Below are 16868 nucleotides of genomic sequence, written 5' to 3'. Positions count from 1 at the left end.
CCGTGCCCGGCGGAGTTCGCCCGAAGGTGGATGATCAAGCATCGGCGGGAAGCGCGTAAGGCCGCCGGGAAAGGCCGGTGACGATTTTGATCATGTGAGCTGAGTTGAAAAAGAGGCCAATATTGGCCGTTTCGATGCAGAGTCGTGTCTTGTTGCAGGAAATGACGCATGTCAGGCTTCGGGTTACTTTGTCCCCCTACCACCGGAGACCGAGACATGCGCAGAGCCGCGCTAGCCTCCCTCGCCGGGCTGTCGCTCGCCGCCACCACCCTGGCCGCGGTGCCCGCCCAGGCCGCCGCGCCGGCCCCGTCCAAGCTGGCCAGGCTGGTCACGCTGAAGAACGTCCGCCATCACCAGCTCAACCTGCAGAAGATCGCGGACGCCAACGGCGGCAACCGGGCCGCCGGGCTCCCCGGCAACAAGATCACCGTCAAGTACATCGCGGACCAGCTCAAGCGGGCCGGGTACAGCCCCACGGTCCAGGACTTCGAGTTCGACTTCTGGCAGGAGCTGTCCGAGCCGGTCTTCGCCGAGACCGAGCCCGAGCAGAAGACGTTCGCTCCCGACACCGACTTCGCGACCCTGCAGTACTCCGGGGCCGGCGACGTCACCGCCGCCGCCAGCCCGGTCGACCCGGGCGCCACCGGAACCGGCAGCGGATGCGAGGCCGACGACTTCGCCGGCTTCCCGGCGGGTCAGATCGCGCTGATCCAGCGCGGCGGGTGCTTCTTCTCCGTCAAGGCCGACAACGCCATCGCCGCCGGCGCGTCCGCGGTCGTCATCTACCAGCTCCCCGAGGAGCCGGGCCCGGTCGCCGGCACGCTGACCAAGCCCTACGACATCCCCGTGGTCGGCCCGACGAACGCGGTCGGCAGGGCCCTCGTCGAGCAGGCGCAGAACGGCGGGGTGACGCTGCGGGTCAAGACCGACACCTTCACCGAGAAGCGGGAGGCCTCCAACGTCGTCGCCGACACGCGCCGCGGCAAGGCCGACAACGTCGTGGTCCTCGGCGCGCACAACGACAGCGTCACCGACGGGCCGGGCATCAACGACGACGGCTCGGGCGTCGCGACGCTGCTGGAGACCGCGAAGCAGATCAACAAGCTCGGCGGCAAGCTGCGCAACCGGGTCCGGTTCGCGTTCTGGGGCGCCGAGGAGGAGGGCCTGCTCGGCTCGCAGCACTACGTCGACGGCCTCTCCCAGGCCGAGCGTGACAAGATCGCGCTGAACCTGAACTTCGACATGCTCGCCTCGCCGAACTTCGTCCGGTTCGTCTACGACGGGGACAACAGCGCGGGCCAGAACAACGTCGAGGCGCCGGCCGGGTCCGGGGCGATCGAGAAGGCCTTCAACGACCACTTCGCGAAGCGGAAGCTGGCCACCACCCCGACGCCGTTCAACGGGCGGTCGGACTACAACGCCTTCATCACCGTCGGCATCCCCGCGGGCGGCCTGTTCACCGGGGCCGAGGGCATCAAGACGCCCGAGCAGGCGGAGGTGTACGGAGGCGAGGCCGGAGTGGCCTACGACCCGTGCTACCACTCGGTCTGCGACCGCTACGACAACGTGAACCTCAAGGGCTTCGACCAGATGATCGACGGCGCCGCCGCGGTGACCGAGCTGTTCGCGCACAGCACCCTGACGGTCAACGGCAACGAGCGCAAGCAGGCGCGGGCCGGCGTCCAGCCCAGCCGGCGCGTGGTGCCCGACGTGATCGGCCACTACACGACCAGGTAAGACCGGTCATCCAGGGGACGCGCCCGCGGCCGCGGGCGCGTCCCTCGCCGTGTCCGGGCGGGTCAGCCCAGCGTCTCGGCGACCGCCCGCAGGGCGGGGCGGGGATCGCCGCCGGGCTCCGTCAGCGCCTGCACGGCGACATGGTCGGCGCCCGCGTCCAAGTGCCCGGCCACCCGGGCCGAGACCGCCGCCGCGTCGCCGTGCGCGATCAGCGCGTCCACGAGGGCGTCGCTGCCGCCGTCCGCGACGTCGGCGTCGGTGAAGCCGAGCCGCTTGAAGCTGGCGACGTAGTTCCGCAGGCCGAGGTACCGGACGAGCACCTCCCTGGCCAGCGCGCGGGCCCGGCCCGGGTCGGTGTCGAGGACGATCTTCTGATCGGGCGCGAGGAGCGGGCCGTCGCCCAGCAGCCGCCGGGCCTCGCGGCTGTGCTCCGGCGTCGTCAGGTACGGGTGCGCGCCGGCCGCCCGCTCGGCCGACAGCCGCAGCACCTTCGGCCCGAGCGCGGCGAGGACGCGCCCGCTCGCCGGGACGTCCGCGGCGTCCAGCGCGTCGAGGTACCGGACGATCGTCTCGTAGGGGCTGCGGTACTCCTGCGTCGCCTCGGGATGGCCGATGCCCGCGCCGAGCAGGAACCGCCCGCCGTGCGCGTCGTTCAGCCGGTGGTAGGACGCCGCGACCTCCGCGGCCGGCGTCTTCCACATGTTCACGATGCCCGTCGCGATCACGATCCGGTCGGTGGCCGCCAGCAGCCGGTCGGCGATCTCCAGGTCCCCGTCCGGCGAGCCGCCGATCCAGATCGCCCCGTAACCGAGGTCCTCGACGTCCTTGGCCAGGTCGGAATCGAGCAGGCTCCACGGCCGCCAGATCCCGAGCCGGCCCACGTTGATCTTCGTCATGGTCCCCCCAACAGGTCGTCCGGCCGTTTCATGCCCTGTTCCCGGGTGCCAGGATGTGACCCATGACCGACCGGCCCCGCCTGCTTCTCCTGGACGGCCACTCGCTGGCCTACCGGGCCTTCTACGCGCTGCCGGTCGAGAACTTCAGCACCACGTCCGGGCAGCCGACCAACGTCGTCTACGGGTTCGCGAACATGCTGGCCAACGTCCTGCGGGACGAGCGCCCGACGCACGCGGCGGTCGCGTTCGACGTGTCGCGGCAGACCTTCCGCACGGAGGCGTTCCCGGAGTACAAGGCCACCCGGGCGCGGTCGCCGGAGGAGTTCGGCGGCCAGCTGCCCATTCTGGACCGGTTCCTGGCGGCGATGAGCCTGCCGGTGCTGCGCGCCCCCGGCTACGAGGCCGACGACGTCATCGCGACCCTCGCCACCGCGGCGCGGGCGGACGGCATGGCCGTGCTGATCGTCACCGGCGACCGGGACGTCCTCCAGCTCGTCGGCGACGACGTCACCGTCCTGTACTTCTACCGGACGGCCTCGGAGATGATCCGGTACACGCCCGAGGCGGTCCGGGAGAAGTACGGGCTGACCCCGGCGCAGTACCCGGACTTCGCGGCGCTGCGCGGCGACCCGTCCGACAACCTGCCGAGTATCCCCGGCATCGGCGAGAAGACCGCGGCGAAGTGGGTCCGCGAGTTCGGGTCGCTCGACGCCCTGCTGGACCGGGCCGGCGAGGTGAAGGGCAAGGCGGGGGAGAAGCTGCGCGCCGCGGCGGACACCGTGCGGCTGAACCGGCGGCTGACCGAGCTCGTCCGCGATCTGGACCTGCCGGTGGCCCCCGCCGACCTGCGGCGGCGCCCCTACGACCTGGCGGCGTTCACGACCCTGCTGGACGAGCTGGAGTTCCGCAACGCGAGCCTGCGGCAGCGCCTCTTCGCCGCCGACCCGGGCGGTGGGCGCCCGGCCGAGGCCGCCGGGCCGGAGCCGGTGCTGGGCCGCGAGCTGGGCCCCGGCGAGCTGGCCGGCTGGCTCGGGGACCACGCGACCGGCCTGACCGGCCTTGCCGCCGAGAGCACCTGGGCGCGCGGCGCGGGCGGCATCACCCGGATCGCGCTGGCCTCCGGCGACGGGCACGCGGCCTCCTTCGAGCCGTCCGGGCTCACCGGCGAGGACGAGCGCGCCTTCGCGGACTGGCTGGCCGATCCCGGCCGCCCCAAGGCGCTGCACGACGTGAAGGCACTGCTGCGCGTCTTCGGCGAGCGCGGCCGGCGCCTGGACGGGATCGCCGTCGACACCGCGATGGCCGCCTACCTGCTGCTGCCGGGCCTGGCCGCCTACGGGATCGCCGATCTCGCGGGCCGGCATCTCGGGCGCCGCCCGTCCGCCGAGGGCGCGCCGGGCCTGATGCTGAGCGCCCGCGCCGTCCTCGACCTCGCCGGCGTGTTCGCCGCCGACCTCGCCTCGACCGGCATGGACGCGGTGCTGCGCGACGTCGAGCTGCCGCTGTCGGACCTGCTCGCCCGCGCCGAGCGCGCGGGTGTGCACGTGGACGCCGGCCTCCTGCACGAGCTGGAGGCCCACTTCGCCGCCGCCATGGAGCGCGCCGCCGACGACGCCGCCGAGATCGCCGGCCGCCGCTTCAACCCCGGCTCGACCAAGCAGCTCCAGGAGGTGCTGTTCGGCGAGCTGGGCCTGCCCAAGACCAAGAAGATCAAGTCGGGCTACTCCACCGACCTGGACGCGCTGACCTGGCTCGCCACCCAGACCGACAACGGCCTCCCGCAGGTCCTGCTGCGCCACCGCGACCAGGCGCGGCTGCGCACCACGGTCGCCGGGCTGATCCGCGAGATCGGCGCGGACGGGAGGATCCACACCACGTTCCAGCAGACCGTCGCCGCGACCGGCCGCCTCACCTCGACCGAGCCTAACCTCCAGGTCATCCCCGTCCGCACCGAGGAGGGCCGGCGCATCCGCCGCGCCTTCCTGCCCGGCCCCGGCTACGAGTCGCTGATGACGGCCGACTACGGCCAGCTCGAACTGCGCGTCATGGCGCACCTGTCGCAGGACCCGACGCTGCTGTCGGCGTTCGAGTCCGGCGAGGACCTGCACGCGACGATGGCGGCGCGGGTCTTCCAGGTCGCCCCGGACGCCGTCACCCCCGAGATGCGGCGCAAGATCAAGGCGATGTCGTACGGGCTGGCCTACGGGCTGTCGGCGTTCGGCCTGGCCAAGCAGCTCGGCATCGCGATGGCCGAGGCGCGGCCGCTGATGGACGCCTACTTCGCGCGGCTCGGCGGCGTCCGCGACTACCTCGACCACGTCGTCGCCGAGGCCCGCGCCACCGGCTACACCCGCACGATCCTCGGCCGCCGCCGCTACCTGCCGCACCTGACCAGCGAGAACCGGCAGCGCCGCGAGACCGCCGAGCGGATGGCGCTGAACGCCCCGATCCAGGGCTCCGCCGCCGACATCGTCAAGATCGCGATGCTGCGGGTGGACGCGGCGCTCACCGAGGCCGGCCTCGCCAGCCGCCTGCTCCTCCAGGTGCACGACGAGATCGTCCTGGAGGTCGCGCCGGGCGAGCGGGACGCGGTCGAGGAGATCGTCCGCACCGGGATGACCGGCGCCCACCCGCTCACGGTCGGCCTGGAGGTCGCCGTCGGCACCGGCCCCGACTGGAATGCCGCCGCCCACTGAGGACAGGTGTCCCGGCCGAGCGGGTAGGGGTCCCGGGGGAGGGAGCCATGGAGATCGACATGATCGTCGAGATCCCCCGGGGATCGCGCAACAAGTACGAGATGGACCACCGGCTCGGCCGCATCCGGCTCGACCGGATGCTGTTCACCTCGACCCAGTATCCGGTGGACTACGGCTACATCCCGGACACGTGCGCCGAGGACGGCGACCCGCTGGACGCGATGGTGCTGCTGGAGGAGCCCACGTTCCCCGGCTGCCTGGTCACCGTCCGCAGCATCGGGGTGTTCTGGATGCACGACGAGGGCGGCCCCGACGCCAAGGTCCTCACGGTGCCGTCCCGGGACGTCCGCTACGCCGGCATCCGCGACCTGCGCGACGTCCCCGGGCACGTCCGCGACGAGATCGCGCACTTCTTCGACATCTACAAGAGCCTGGAGCCGGGAAAGGAGGCCGACGTGCGGGGCTGGCAGGACCGGGAGGTCGCCGACCGGACCATCGAGCAGGCCAGGAACACGCACGCGCGGGACATGGCGGGGACTCCGTGACCGAAGGCGAACCGGTCGTCATCGTCGGGGCCGGGCCGGTCGGCCTGGTCACGGCGCTGCTGCTCGCCCGGCACGGCGTGCCGAGCGTCGTCCTGGAGGCCGCCGAGCGCCGCGACCCGTCCGGGTCGCGAGCGATCTGCTTCCAGCGCGACGTGCTGGACGTCCTCGACCGCGCCGGGTGCGCCGAGCGGATGATCGCCCGCGGCGTGACGTGGACGACCGGCCGCACCTACTACCGCGACGACGAGCTGTTCTCCGTCACCTTCCCCGGCGCGGGGCGCGGCGCCGTCCCGCCCTGGATCAACGTCTCCCAGGCCGAGGTGGAGGCGTGGCTGCGTGACCTGGCCGCCGCCGAGCCGCTGGTCGACGTCCGATACGGGCACCGGGTCGGCGGGCTGCGGCAGGACGCGGGCGGGGTCGAGGCCGACACCGGCGGCGGCACCGTGCGCGGCACCCACCTGGTGGGCGCGGACGGTGGGCACAGCACGATCCGGGAGCTGCTCGGCATCGGCTTCCCCGGGCGCACCTTCGCCGACCGGTTCCTCATCTGCGACATCCGCGCCGACCTGCCGTTCCCGAGCGAGCGGCGGTTCTTCTTCGACCCCGCGTGGAACCCGGGCCGGCAGGTGCTGGTCCACCAGTGCCCGGACGGGACGTGGCGCATCGACTGGCAGGTCCCCGCCGACCACGACCTCGACGCCGAGCGGCGGTCGGGGGCGCTGGACGCCCGCATCAGGAAGATCACCGGGGACGTCCCGTACGAGGTCGTGTGGGCCACCGTGTACCGGTTCCACGAGCGGTGCGCGGCGGCGTTCGCCTCCGGCCGCGCCTTCCTGGCCGGGGACGCCGCGCACCTGTACGCGCCGTTCGGCGCCCGGGGCCTCAACTCCGGCGTCCAGGACGCGGACAACCTCGCGTGGAAGCTCGCCTACGTCCGGCACGGGTGGGCACCACCCGAGCTGCTCGCCAGCTACGGCATCGAGCGCAGGGCCGCCGCCCTGGAGAACCTCCGTGTCACCACGAGGACGATGGAGTTCCTCGTCCCGCAGACCGCGGAACAGCGCGCCCACCGGCTGGAGTCGCTGGAGAAGGCCCGCACGCACCCGGACCCCCGCACGATCGTCGACTCCGGCAAGCTCGCCGAACCGTTCTGGTACCTGGACTCGCCGCTGACCACTCCGTCGGGCCCGGTGGACGATTTCCCGCTCGGACCCGGCCAGGTGCGCCCGCCGCTTCCCGGAGTGATCTGCCCGGACGGCCCGTGCGTGGTGGACGGTGAGCCGACCCGCCTGCGCCGCCTGCTCGGCACGCGCTTCCTGATCCTCACCCAGGACGGAACCGGACCGGACCTGCCGACCCGTGTCCCCCACGAGGTCCACGCGCTGCGGGACATCGACACGAAACAGGTGCTCCGGGAGGCTTTGCGGTCCGGCCCGGAAACGGTGCACATCGTTCGCCCGGACGGTCATCTCGCCGCCGTCCTGCCGTCCTACGATCCCGGCCAGGTGGCCAAGGCTCTGCACCGGGCCTGCGGGCGAATCTAGCCGGCCTCCAGGACGGCGCGAGCGGCGTTGTGCCCCGGGATACCGCTGACGCCTCCGCCCCGCCGGGCTCCCGCCCCGCACAGGAGCACCCGCGGGTGCTCGGTCTCGACGCCCCACCGCCCGCGCTCTTCCGGTGCTTCCGCGAACGGCCACGACAGGTCGCGGTGGAAGATGTGCCCGCCGGGAAGCCCGACCTCGTGCTCCAGGTCGACGGGCGTCTTGGCCTCAAGGCACGGCCGGCCGTCGGGAGCGCGCAGCAGGCAGTCCTCGATCGGCTCGGCGAGAACGGCGTCGAACGACGCGAGCGTCGCGCGCAGGGCCGCGCCCCGGCTCGTCTCCGGATCGGAGCGGAAAAGCCGTGCCGGCATATGCAGCCCGAACAGCGTCAAGGTATGCGCGCCCGCCGCCCGGAGTTCCGGTCCGAGAATGGACGGATCGGTCAAGGAATGGCAGTACACCTCGGCGGGCGGCAGCGCCGGAATGCGGCCTTCCGCGGCCTCCCGGTACGCCGTGTCGAGCTGTTTCCGGCTCTCGTTGATATGGAAGGTCCCGGCGAACGCCTCGTCGGGCCGGACGCCCGGGTCCCGCAGCCGCGGAAGCCGCGAGAGCACCATGTTCACCTTCAGCTGAGACCCCTCGGCCGGGCTCTCGCCGGGCATGTTGACCAGCACCCACCCGGCCGAGACGGCGTGCTCGGCGCCCTCGCCGTCCCGGAACGTCACCTCCCCGCCCGGATCGACGTGGACGACCTCCATGCCGGTGCGCAGCTCGGCTCCGGCGGCGCGCGCGGCGTCCGCGAGCGCGCCGGTGACCGCGCCCATCCCGCCGACGGGCACGTTCCAGTCGCCCGTCCCGTCCCCGACGACGTGGTAGAGGAGGCACCGGTTCGCGAGGAGCGCGGGATCGGACGTGTCCGCGAACGTCCCGATCAACGCGTCGGTGAGGACGACCCCGCGCACCACGTCGCCGGCGAAACGCTCGCTCACCACGTCCCCGATGGGGCGCTCGAACAGATCGCGCCACGCCTCGTCGTCGTCCACCGCCCGCCGCAGCTCCGCGCGGTCGCGCAGCGGCTCCAGCAGCGTCGGCGCCACCCGCTCGGCGACCCGGCCCGCCATCGCGTAGAACCGCCGCCACGCCCCGGCGTCGCCGCCGAGCGAGGCCGCCGTCCGGGCGGGGTCCCCGTTGTCGATCAGCAGCCCGCCGTCGCCGGCCGGCGTGTACGAGGCGAACCGCCGCCCGCGCAGCTCGACGTCCAGCCCGAGATCCCGGACGATCTTCGACGGCAGCAGGCTCACCAGGTAGGAGAACCGCGAGACCCGCGCGTCCACCCCGGGGAACACCCGGGCGGAGACCGCGAGCCCGCCGACATGCCCGAGCCGCTCCAGCACCAGGACCCGCCGCCCGGCACGGGCCAGGTAGGCGGCCGCGACCAGGCCGTTGTGCCCGCCACCGGCGATCACCACGTCGTACATCCCCCCAGACAACCACACGGACCGGCGCGGCGGGACGCGCCGAAACCCGTTGGCGGCGGCGATCACGATGAGGACAATGGGGCGCATGAAGATCCGGCTTTCTGGGGGAGTGGTGGCTTCGGGGCGCCATGCCTGGATCGCCGGACCGTCCGGCCCGCGCCGGCTGCTGGACGGGTCGGACGCGCGGCCGGGGACCGCCGTCGCGCTCGGCCCCGAGGACGCCCCCGAGGAGGACACGGCGCACGCCGTCCAGGAGCTCTCCCTGCTCGTGGCGGACGGCGGGGCCGTCGCGGCGGGTGCGGGCGTCGACCTCGGCGCCGGGTTCCGCTCCGCCCGGCTGGACGGGGCCCGCGGGGACCAGCGGGACGCCGCGCTGGCCGCGCTCCGGGCCGTCGGCGTGCGGAACGCGCACCGGCTGGGGGAGCGGTCCGGATTCCTGGTCGCGCTCTTCGGGCCCGCGGTCACCAAGCGGGTCGGCGCGGCCGCCGCCCGCGCCGCCGAGGACGGGCGGTGGGCCGCGCTGCACCTGGCGTCGGCGGCCAGCGACGTCCTCGGCCCGGAGCAGTTGGAGAGGGTGCTCGCGCTCGAAGCGCCGGACGCCGACCTCGCTCCCGACGGGCCGCCCTCCGTCCTCGCGCTGTACCTCCGGCAGGTGCTCGGGGACGTGCCCGGGCCCCGCAGGCTCGCGCTGATCCTCGATCTGTGGGCGCGGGTGCTGGGCCACCGGGACGGCCTCGCCCGGCGGGACGCGCGGCTGGCGACGCAGGGCCGCCGGGACAGGCTTGATGACCTGCGCAAACGTCGCCGCTACGACGAGCGCGAGCGGATCCTGGGGCGGCTGCGGGCCGACCTCGGGATCGCCGAGCCCTCGGGTGGCCGACGCCGCGCTCTGGATTCCGGACGCGTGGTACTGGCGCGATCGGCTGGACCGCGCTCTCCAGGACGCGCTCGGCGCCACCGCCCTGCTCCGGACCGCGGTCGCCGTGGCCGACCACGGGCTGGAGGACGGCCTGGAGCGCTCTGTCCCGGTCCTGCGCGCGGCGGCGGCGATGCTGCCCGAGTCGGCCGCCGCGCAGTCCGCGCGGCGGGTGCCGGGCCTGACCGGCCTTCCGGTGCGTCCCGCCGCCTACGTGCGCGACCTCCTGCGCAGGGCTACCGGGAGCAGACCGCGGGACGCCAGGGCCGCCGGGTCCGTCAGGCCGCGCCTGGCCTGCGCCCGCGACTTCGCGCTCGTCGTCATCGAGGACGTCGAGCGGGTCATCCGGGAGATCCGGTTCCACGAACCCGACGGCGTGCTGCGGTTGTGGGCCGAGTCGAACCTGGGGAGCTGGCGGGAAGGGGCCGGGTATGTCCGTCCTCCAGCCGAGTGGGCGGGTATCCCGGACTGGACGGGGCCGGCGCTGGGCGACCGGGGAACCGCTGCGCGACAGGCTCGCGCCGTCCGGTGAGCCGGCCTCGGTGGAGCTCGTCGGAGACCTGCTCTGGTACGCCGACCTGATCGACGCCCTCGCCCGCCTGTACGGGCACGAGCTGGCGCGGCCCACCGCCGGCACGGGCGAGCCCTGGTTCGACCACGACCCGCCGGCGGAGGCCGAGCCGCTGACCCCGCGCCTCGACTCGGTCATGGTCGCCGTCTCCGGCGCCGCGCAGCTCGTCGCGCTCGGCGGCGTCCCGCCCCGCGCGCCGCGCACCTGGGCGGACCTCACCGCGGGCCTGATGTCGGCCACCGCGATCACCGCCGCCCTCACCGGCGACTTCGCCGTCCCGCCCGCGCTCGCGGCGCTGGACGGGACGGCCGTCCCCGGCACCCGGGTCCGGCTCAAGATCGCCCGCAGTGCCCGGGACGTCGCCGTGTGGGCCGACTACATGGGCAACTGCATCGCCGGTCCCGGCTACGTCGACGACGCCAGGGGCGGGCCGGACCGCGCTCGCGGGCCTCTACGACGCCGCCGACCGGCTGGTCGTCAACGCGGAACTGGCCCCGCTGCGGCCCGCGTCGCGGGGGTGGCGGGTCGCCGAGATCGCGGCGAGGTTCAACGACACGCCGGACGAGGCCCTGGAGCACCGGTTCCGCGACTGGGTCGCCACGATCCCCGGCACCGTCCCGGACCCGGTGGTCCTGGCGCCGGAGGAGCCCCCGCTCGCCCGGACCGCACGGCGCCGCGCCACGCCCCGCCTGGTCGAGGAGGCGGGCCCGGCGCTGGACGACCTCGCCCGCCGGGCGCTGGCCGCGACCGGCCCGGCGGTCCTCGGCACCTACGCCGCCGTGGCGGCGACCGCGCCGGACGCCGCCCTCGCCCGGCTGCGCCGCCTAGGCGGGGCACAGCTCGCCGGAACCGTCCGCCGCGCCCTGGACGGGGGCGCCACGGGTCTCATCCGGCTGTGGACCGGCACGGGCCACCGTCCCCTCGCCACCGCGCTCGACGGGCTCGACCCCGCGCTGCGCACCCGGTTCGACCGGCTCGCGCTCCTTCTCGGCGAGCCCCCGCTGCCGAAGGCGCTGCGCAGGCTCGTCAAGCGCCCCGCCATCGCCGACGCCTACGCCCTGGACCTGGTGGCGCGGCGGGTCCGCCGCGCGATCGGCCGGCTCGCCGTCGAGGACGACCCGGTGATCGCCGGAGCCCTCGCCCGGTCCGCCTCCGAGCCGCTGCTGTGCGCGCTCGCCGTCACGACCACTTGCGGTGCCCCGGACGCGGACCTCGTCCCGGTCGCCGGGCCGGGCTCGGTCACCGTCCCCGGCTACCCGGTCTCGATGCTGGACGACGAGGACGGCCCGTGGCACCGCGCCCTGCCCGCCGCCCAGGAGCTCGGCGCCGACACCGCGGCCTTCCGGGACGAGATCGCCGAGCACGGCCTGCGCGTCCCCGCGTCCTGGCTCGCCCACGGCGGCTGGACGGCGCTCTGGTCCCGCGCCCACTCCCACCGCCGCTGACCGCCGGGCAACCCTTCACGGGGTTCGGGCGGTAGTAGTCGGCAAAGGGAAGCGAGGAAGGCCGGATGCGGGAGAGACCCGACTACGCCACGTATGTGACCGAACGGTCACCACGGCTGCTCAGGACGGCCTACCTGCTGTGCCGCGACTGGGGCCAGGCGGAGGACCTGCTGCAGACCGCCCTGGTGAAGGCGTGGCGGGCGTGGCGCCGGGTGGGCGACGACCCCGATCCGTACGTCTACCGGATCCTGGTCAACACGCACCGCTCCTGGGCGAAGCGGCGGTGGCGCGGCGAACGCCCGACGGCCGCGCCGCCCGACCGGCGCGACCCGTCCGACACGATCGAGGCGGCCGAGGACAGGACGATGCTGTGGGAGGCGCTCGGCCGGCTCCCGCACGGCCAGCGCGCCGCGGTGGTCCTGCGGTACTTCGACGACCTCAGCGAACCCCAGGTCGCCTCCATCCTCGGCTGCTCGGTCGGGACGGTGAAGAGCCAGACCAGCAAGGCCCTCGCCAAGCTCCGGGTCGATCCCGGGATACTCGCGGGCTCGCAGCAGGGAAGGGAGTGACCGATGCCGTACAGCCTGGAGGACCTGACCGAGGTCATGGAGACCCGGAGTTCCGGCGGGCGGCCGTCCCCGGACCTGCTGCCGCACGTGCGGCGCCGGATCCGGCGGGGTAACCGCCGCCGGGCCGCCGGCGGCGCCGCCGGCACCGCGCTCGCGGTCGCGGCGGCCTTCGGCGCCGTCCAGCAGTTCGGGCAGGCGTCCGGCGACGGCGCCCCGCCGGCGATGACGGGCGTGGCCGACGCCGCGTTCCCGACGTCGCCGCCGCGGGAGGGCCTGGACCCCCTCCAGGAGTTGGGGTTCCGCATGGCCGGCGCGAAGGCGGGGGTCCGGTTCACCCCGACCGGCCCGGTCAGCATGATCACCTTTCGCTGCTCGGGGCGCTTCAGGGTCTACCAGGTGCGCAACGGAACGCTGAGCTCGGTCGGCTGCGAAGGGAGCAACTCCGGGGGCGGCTACCTGCGGACCACATCCGGCAGGCCCGTGGCGTTCTCCGTGGCGATCCTGCCCTTCGCCGCGCCGCAGCCGTCGTCAGTGGCGGAACTCGAAAGGTACCTGGCCGCCCACGAGCCTTTCCCGGCGACCTGGAGTGTGCGGATCTACAGCGGCGCCTGTGCCACGTCGTCGTGCCCGTTCCACAAGGCCGTGCAGGGGGGCGATGCCGAGCAGCCGTCGGTGCAGGGATTCAGGCGCATCGCCTGGGCGAACCACATCGCTGACGGCCGGCCCCGCACGATCGCGTTCACTCCGTCCGGCGGGACGGTGCGGTTCCGCGTCACCTGCGTGGACGGCGCGGCGGTCGCGGTGGTGAGGGGAGCCGGACGTCCGAAGATCGTCGAGTGTGAGAGGGCGGAGTCGGTGGGCGTCGTCTGGGACGGCACGGGCGAGCCGGGCGAGCGGAACAGGCTGACCGTGGCCGTGCTGCCCGCGGAGGCGGGCACGGTGACCAAGGGCGACGACGCCTCGCTCGTCGCGAAGATGAAGGGCCTCACGCCGGCGGGGAAGTGGGGCTTCGGGGTCTACGAACGCTGAGCGGGCCGGCGGAAGACGGTGATGGAGTGGCCGACCTCGTCGATCCGCTCGCTGGAGCGGATCAGCGGGGTCAGCCTCGGGTCCTTCTTGGCGATCCAGCTGTCGGACACCACCAGCAGCCCCCGCACCTGCGAAGGCGGCACTGTGAGCGGGTCGTTCGCGTGGATCCCGTAGTACGAGGGGACGCCGCTGCCCTTGTAGGCGAGCCACACCTGCTCGCCGGGGTAGCGGGTCCGGAGGCGGTCGGCGAGCCGCCCGAGGTCCTGTCCCCAGTCGACGTTGGAGTCGTGCAGTCGCAGGTGGGTCTTGGACGGGCCGCCGAACGCCTCGTTCGAGTAGGGCAGGTAGTAGGGGTAAGTGCGCAACGAGCTGACCGCGACGAACAGCACCAGCACGACCGTGGCGACCTTCGCCCAGCGCCACCGGACGGCCGTCGTTCCCGCCGCCGCCACCGCCAGGAACATCGGGACGTAGATGGCATATCGGACGCCGAGATCGCGGGCTCCGGCCATCGCCACCGCCAGCAGCGCCGCCGTCGGCAGGAGGAGGTACGGGGCGGCCGGGCGCAGCCGCGGCACGGCGGCCGTCGCGGCCACGCCCGCGGCCCACAGGGCGAGCATCCCCAGCGGTGTCTTCACGAGCAGGGCGGCCGGAAGGTAGTACCAGCGGGACCCCTGGTAGACGTCGCCGAACAGGAAGCTCGTCCAACGCATGTCCTCGAAGCCGAACTGGACGCGCATGCCGTCCTGGAAGGGGCGGGGGAACGGCATCCAGCTTGCGGCGAGCCCGCGAAGGCCCTCGACGGCCGGTAGATCATCCGGGGTCGTCCAGCGGAGGCGCGGGTCGACGGCGAGGTACGCGACCCACACCACCGCGATGGCGAGGAGACCCGTCCCGGCCGCCGCCAGGACGCCCGTCAGGACGGGACGCCGGGCGGGGCGGAACGTCCAGACGGACACGAAGACCAGCACGAGGAGGACAGGCACGGCGGGCAGCGCGCTCATCTTGGTGGCGACGGCGGCGCCCAGCGCGGCTCCCGCCAGCGGCAGGTACAGCCGCGGTCTGCGTCTCGCCCGCCACAGCAGCCACACCGACGTCAGCAGGAAACCGGCCATCGGAACGTCCAGCGTGGCCAGCGAGCCGTGCGCGATCAGGTCGGGGGAGAAGCAGTAGAGCGCGAGCGCCACCAGCCCCCCGGCCTGGCCGGTGAGGTCGCGGGCGAACGCGAAGACGACCAGCCCGAACAGCAGCGTCAGGGCGATGACCGGCAGCCGCGCGGCGAGCAGCACCCGCTGCGCGTCGTTGCCGGACCGGTACAGCAGGTGCGGCCCGATCTGGAACTGGTCGCCGGTAAAGGCGGTGTCGAGGCGAGGTCCGGCGGCCACCGCGCCCGCGCCGATGATCAGCTTGCCGAGCGGCGGATGCTCGGGGTTGTACCGCAGGTCGTGTTCCCGCAGGTAGACCACGCCGGTGGCGACGTAGACGGGCTCGTCGATGGTCGGGGTCTGGTGGACGGCCGTGGAGACCATCGCGACCGCCATCTGGGCCAGCAGCGCCGCCACGACGGCCGCGAGCAGCCACCGCCGGCGCGGCGCCCGGGACGGACCGGGCGGCGCTTCGCGGGGAGGCGCCGCCGGCCGTCCGGTTCCGGCGGACAGGGACATCAGCCCCCGAACGCGGTGAGGAAGCGGTCGCGGAAGTCGCTCATCGGCCACACCGGGGAGTTCTTGGCGGGGCGCAGCCCGTCCTGCCAGCCCCAGCCGGAAGTCCGGTCCAGGACGGCCTTGTCCTTCGCGACGATCGTGATCGGCACGTCCCGGCTCGCGCCCGGCCCGGTGATGAGCGGGGCGGGCTGGTGGTCGCCGAGGAAGACCAGCACCGTGTCATCGTCGCCGTAGGTCTCCACGTACGAGACGAGCGTGTTGAGCGTGTACTCGATCGACTTGCGGTACTCCGTGCGGATCTGACCGCCCGCCGGCCACGGCGCGTCGTAGCCCTTGCCCATCCCGTTGAAGACCGAGCCGTCCCCGACCTGGTCCCAGGGGATGAGCCGCGGGATGGACGCCCACGGCGCGTGGCTCGACACCAGCGCCGTCTCCGCCATCACGGGCGCGCGGTCCTGCTTCGCCAGCTCGGTGCGCTGGAGCGTCGACAGCGTGTACTGGTCGGGCATCGTGGCGAAGCTGAAGCGCGGCCCCCGGTACCCGAGGTTCCGGTTGTCGTAGACCTTGTCGTAGCCGAAGAACCTCCCCTCCGGCCACGCGCGGGTGATCGCCGGCATGAGCGCGACCGTCCGGGCGTCCGCGCGGCGGAACGCCCCGTTCAGCGTCATCCGGTCACTGTTGACGAGCGTCCGGTACCGCTGCTGGTTGTTGACCCACAGCCCGGACAGCAGCGTGGCGTGCGCCAGCCAGCTGCCGCCCCCCGCCGTCGACGAGGTGAGCCAGCCGCTGCGCGCGGAGAACCCCGCCTTGGCGAGCCGCTGCGTCCCCTGGTCGAGGACGGGGTCGACGTGCGGCGCGTACTCGGGGCTCTCGACCGCCGACCGCCCGTAGCTCTCCACGAACGCCAGCAGGACGTCCTTCCCCCGCAGCCCGGTCAGCAGCTTGTCGTCGGGGGTGGTGCGGAACCTGTCGACGGCGGCGGCCTTCGCGAACTCCTCCTTGTCGTTCAGGCTGTCCCGCACCTGCCGGGTGTGGTCGTAGGCGAGGACCGCCGCACTCCTGGACGCCACCGGCACGCCCTCCACGAACTGCGCCCCGAGGGCGGCGCACACGAGCCAGACCGTCCCGAGGACACCGGCGCCCCAGGCCGCGGGCCCGCGGTGCCGCACGGCCACCCTGCTCAGCCGCAGCGACGAGAGCGCCATCAGCACGATCACGCCCACCGTCAGCACCGCCACCAGGACCACGGCGCCGATCGCCCCGGCCTGTCCCGCCGACTCCTTCACGAACTCCACGCCCGGCGCCAGCATCGGCCAGTCGAGCACGAGGTCGAACGGCCGGACGAGCACCGCGTCGAACCCGATGTCCAGCACCTTCAGGACGAACAGCACCCCGAGGACGGCCCCCGCCGTCACCGCGACCCACCGCCGGGCCCGCTCGGGGACCACGAGGATCAGCGCCACGCCGAGGACCCCCTCCACCGGGATGCGCGCGAAGGCCCCCGGCGTCAGGCGCGCGTACTCGTCCGGCGTGACCAGCGCGGCCAGCACCAGCAGGAACGCCGCGACGGTCACCGCCCGCGCCGCGACGCGCCGCCATGTGCGCCGCCCGTCCGCCCTCGTGGCGCCGGCGGGCGCGTCCTCGTCCGTCTCCCGCTCCAGGCGGCTATCGGTGGTCAGCTCGTCCTCCCAGGTTCGGTCCCCCCGCCGCGACCGCGACACCAACAGCACGTCCGCCCCGCGCCCGCGGGTTCAAACGTTTCCATCTTTATCCCGGACGCG

Annotated in this window: 12 protein-coding genes; 8 read left to right on the top strand and 4 right to left on the bottom strand. The window is 73.8% G+C overall.

All coding sequences use genetic code 11. The annotated features are described in order from the left end of the window. Positions 1-216: 216 nt before the first annotated feature. Positions 217-1737 (top strand): M20/M25/M40 family metallo-hydrolase, encoded by a 1521-nt coding sequence (locus K8Z49_RS09670; protein WP_075021986.1) that lies wholly within the window; start codon positions 217-219, stop codon positions 1735-1737. Between the two features lie 62 nt (positions 1738-1799). On the opposite strand, the gene K8Z49_RS09665 is transcribed toward K8Z49_RS09670, so the two are convergent. Beyond that, on the bottom strand, positions 1800-2633 hold the full coding sequence (locus K8Z49_RS09665; RefSeq protein WP_412518267.1) for an LLM class F420-dependent oxidoreductase: 834 nt from the start codon (positions 2631-2633) through the stop codon (positions 1800-1802). Positions 2634-2695: 62 nt separating this feature from the next. Between K8Z49_RS09665 and polA the strand changes: the two genes are divergently transcribed. The 3 genes from polA to K8Z49_RS09650 are packed head-to-tail and all read left to right on the top strand — an operon-like array spanning position 2696 to position 7418. Then, on the top strand, positions 2696-5329 hold the full coding sequence (polA, locus tag K8Z49_RS09660; protein ID WP_075021984.1) for a DNA polymerase I: 2634 nt from the start codon (positions 2696-2698) through the stop codon (positions 5327-5329). Positions 5330-5376: 47 nt separating this feature from the next. Next, a complete protein-coding gene (locus K8Z49_RS09655) occupies positions 5377-5874 on the top strand; it encodes an inorganic diphosphatase (RefSeq protein WP_021597592.1) in 498 nt (165 codons plus the stop codon). Beyond that, positions 5871-7418, top strand: a complete 1548-nt coding sequence (locus tag K8Z49_RS09650) for an FAD-dependent monooxygenase (protein WP_412518264.1) — start codon at positions 5871-5873, stop codon at positions 7416-7418. The genes K8Z49_RS09655 and K8Z49_RS09650 overlap by 4 nt, the downstream gene beginning before the upstream one ends. On the opposite strand, the gene K8Z49_RS09645 is transcribed toward K8Z49_RS09650, so the two are convergent. Beyond that, positions 7415-9130, bottom strand: coding sequence for a phytoene desaturase family protein (locus tag K8Z49_RS09645; protein ID WP_412518262.1), 1716 nt, complete (start codon positions 9128-9130; stop codon positions 7415-7417). The genes K8Z49_RS09650 and K8Z49_RS09645 overlap by 4 nt on opposite strands. A 635-nt stretch (positions 9131-9765) precedes the next feature. Between K8Z49_RS09645 and K8Z49_RS09640 the strand changes: the two genes are divergently transcribed. From K8Z49_RS09640 to K8Z49_RS09625, 4 genes are all read left to right on the top strand, one after another. After that, complete coding sequence (locus K8Z49_RS09640; RefSeq protein WP_412518260.1) at positions 9766-10341, top strand: hypothetical protein; 576 nt, start codon at positions 9766-9768, stop codon at positions 10339-10341. A gap of 386 nt (positions 10342-10727) precedes the next feature. Next, entirely contained in the window at positions 10728-11825 is a 1098-nt protein-coding gene (locus K8Z49_RS09635; protein ID WP_412518258.1) for a hypothetical protein, read from the top strand. A 65-nt stretch (positions 11826-11890) separates the two neighbouring features. Then, positions 11891-12394, top strand: a complete 504-nt coding sequence (locus K8Z49_RS09630; protein ID WP_021599265.1) for a SigE family RNA polymerase sigma factor — start codon at positions 11891-11893, stop codon at positions 12392-12394. A 3-nt stretch (positions 12395-12397) separates the two neighbouring features. Next, complete coding sequence (locus tag K8Z49_RS09625; RefSeq protein ID WP_412518256.1) at positions 12398-13423, top strand: hypothetical protein; 1026 nt, start codon at positions 12398-12400, stop codon at positions 13421-13423. Here K8Z49_RS09625 and K8Z49_RS09620 read toward each other — a convergent pair. Then, a complete protein-coding gene (locus tag K8Z49_RS09620) occupies positions 13411-15087 on the bottom strand; it encodes an ArnT family glycosyltransferase (RefSeq protein ID WP_412518254.1) in 1677 nt (558 codons plus the stop codon). The two genes, K8Z49_RS09625 and K8Z49_RS09620, sit on opposite strands and share 13 nt — an antisense overlap. Then, positions 15087-16817 carry a sulfatase gene (locus tag K8Z49_RS09615; RefSeq protein WP_412518252.1) on the bottom strand — a complete coding sequence of 577 codons (1731 nt, stop codon included), beginning with the start codon at positions 16815-16817 and terminating at the stop codon, positions 15087-15089. The genes K8Z49_RS09620 and K8Z49_RS09615 overlap by 1 nt, the downstream gene beginning before the upstream one ends. Positions 16818-16868: the final 51 nt, after the last annotated feature.

The organism is Actinomadura madurae (assembly GCF_047130825.1).
Taxonomy (GTDB): domain Bacteria; phylum Actinomycetota; class Actinomycetes; order Streptosporangiales; family Streptosporangiaceae; genus Spirillospora; species Spirillospora madurae.
This window is presented reverse-complemented; position numbering and strand designations above follow the sequence as displayed.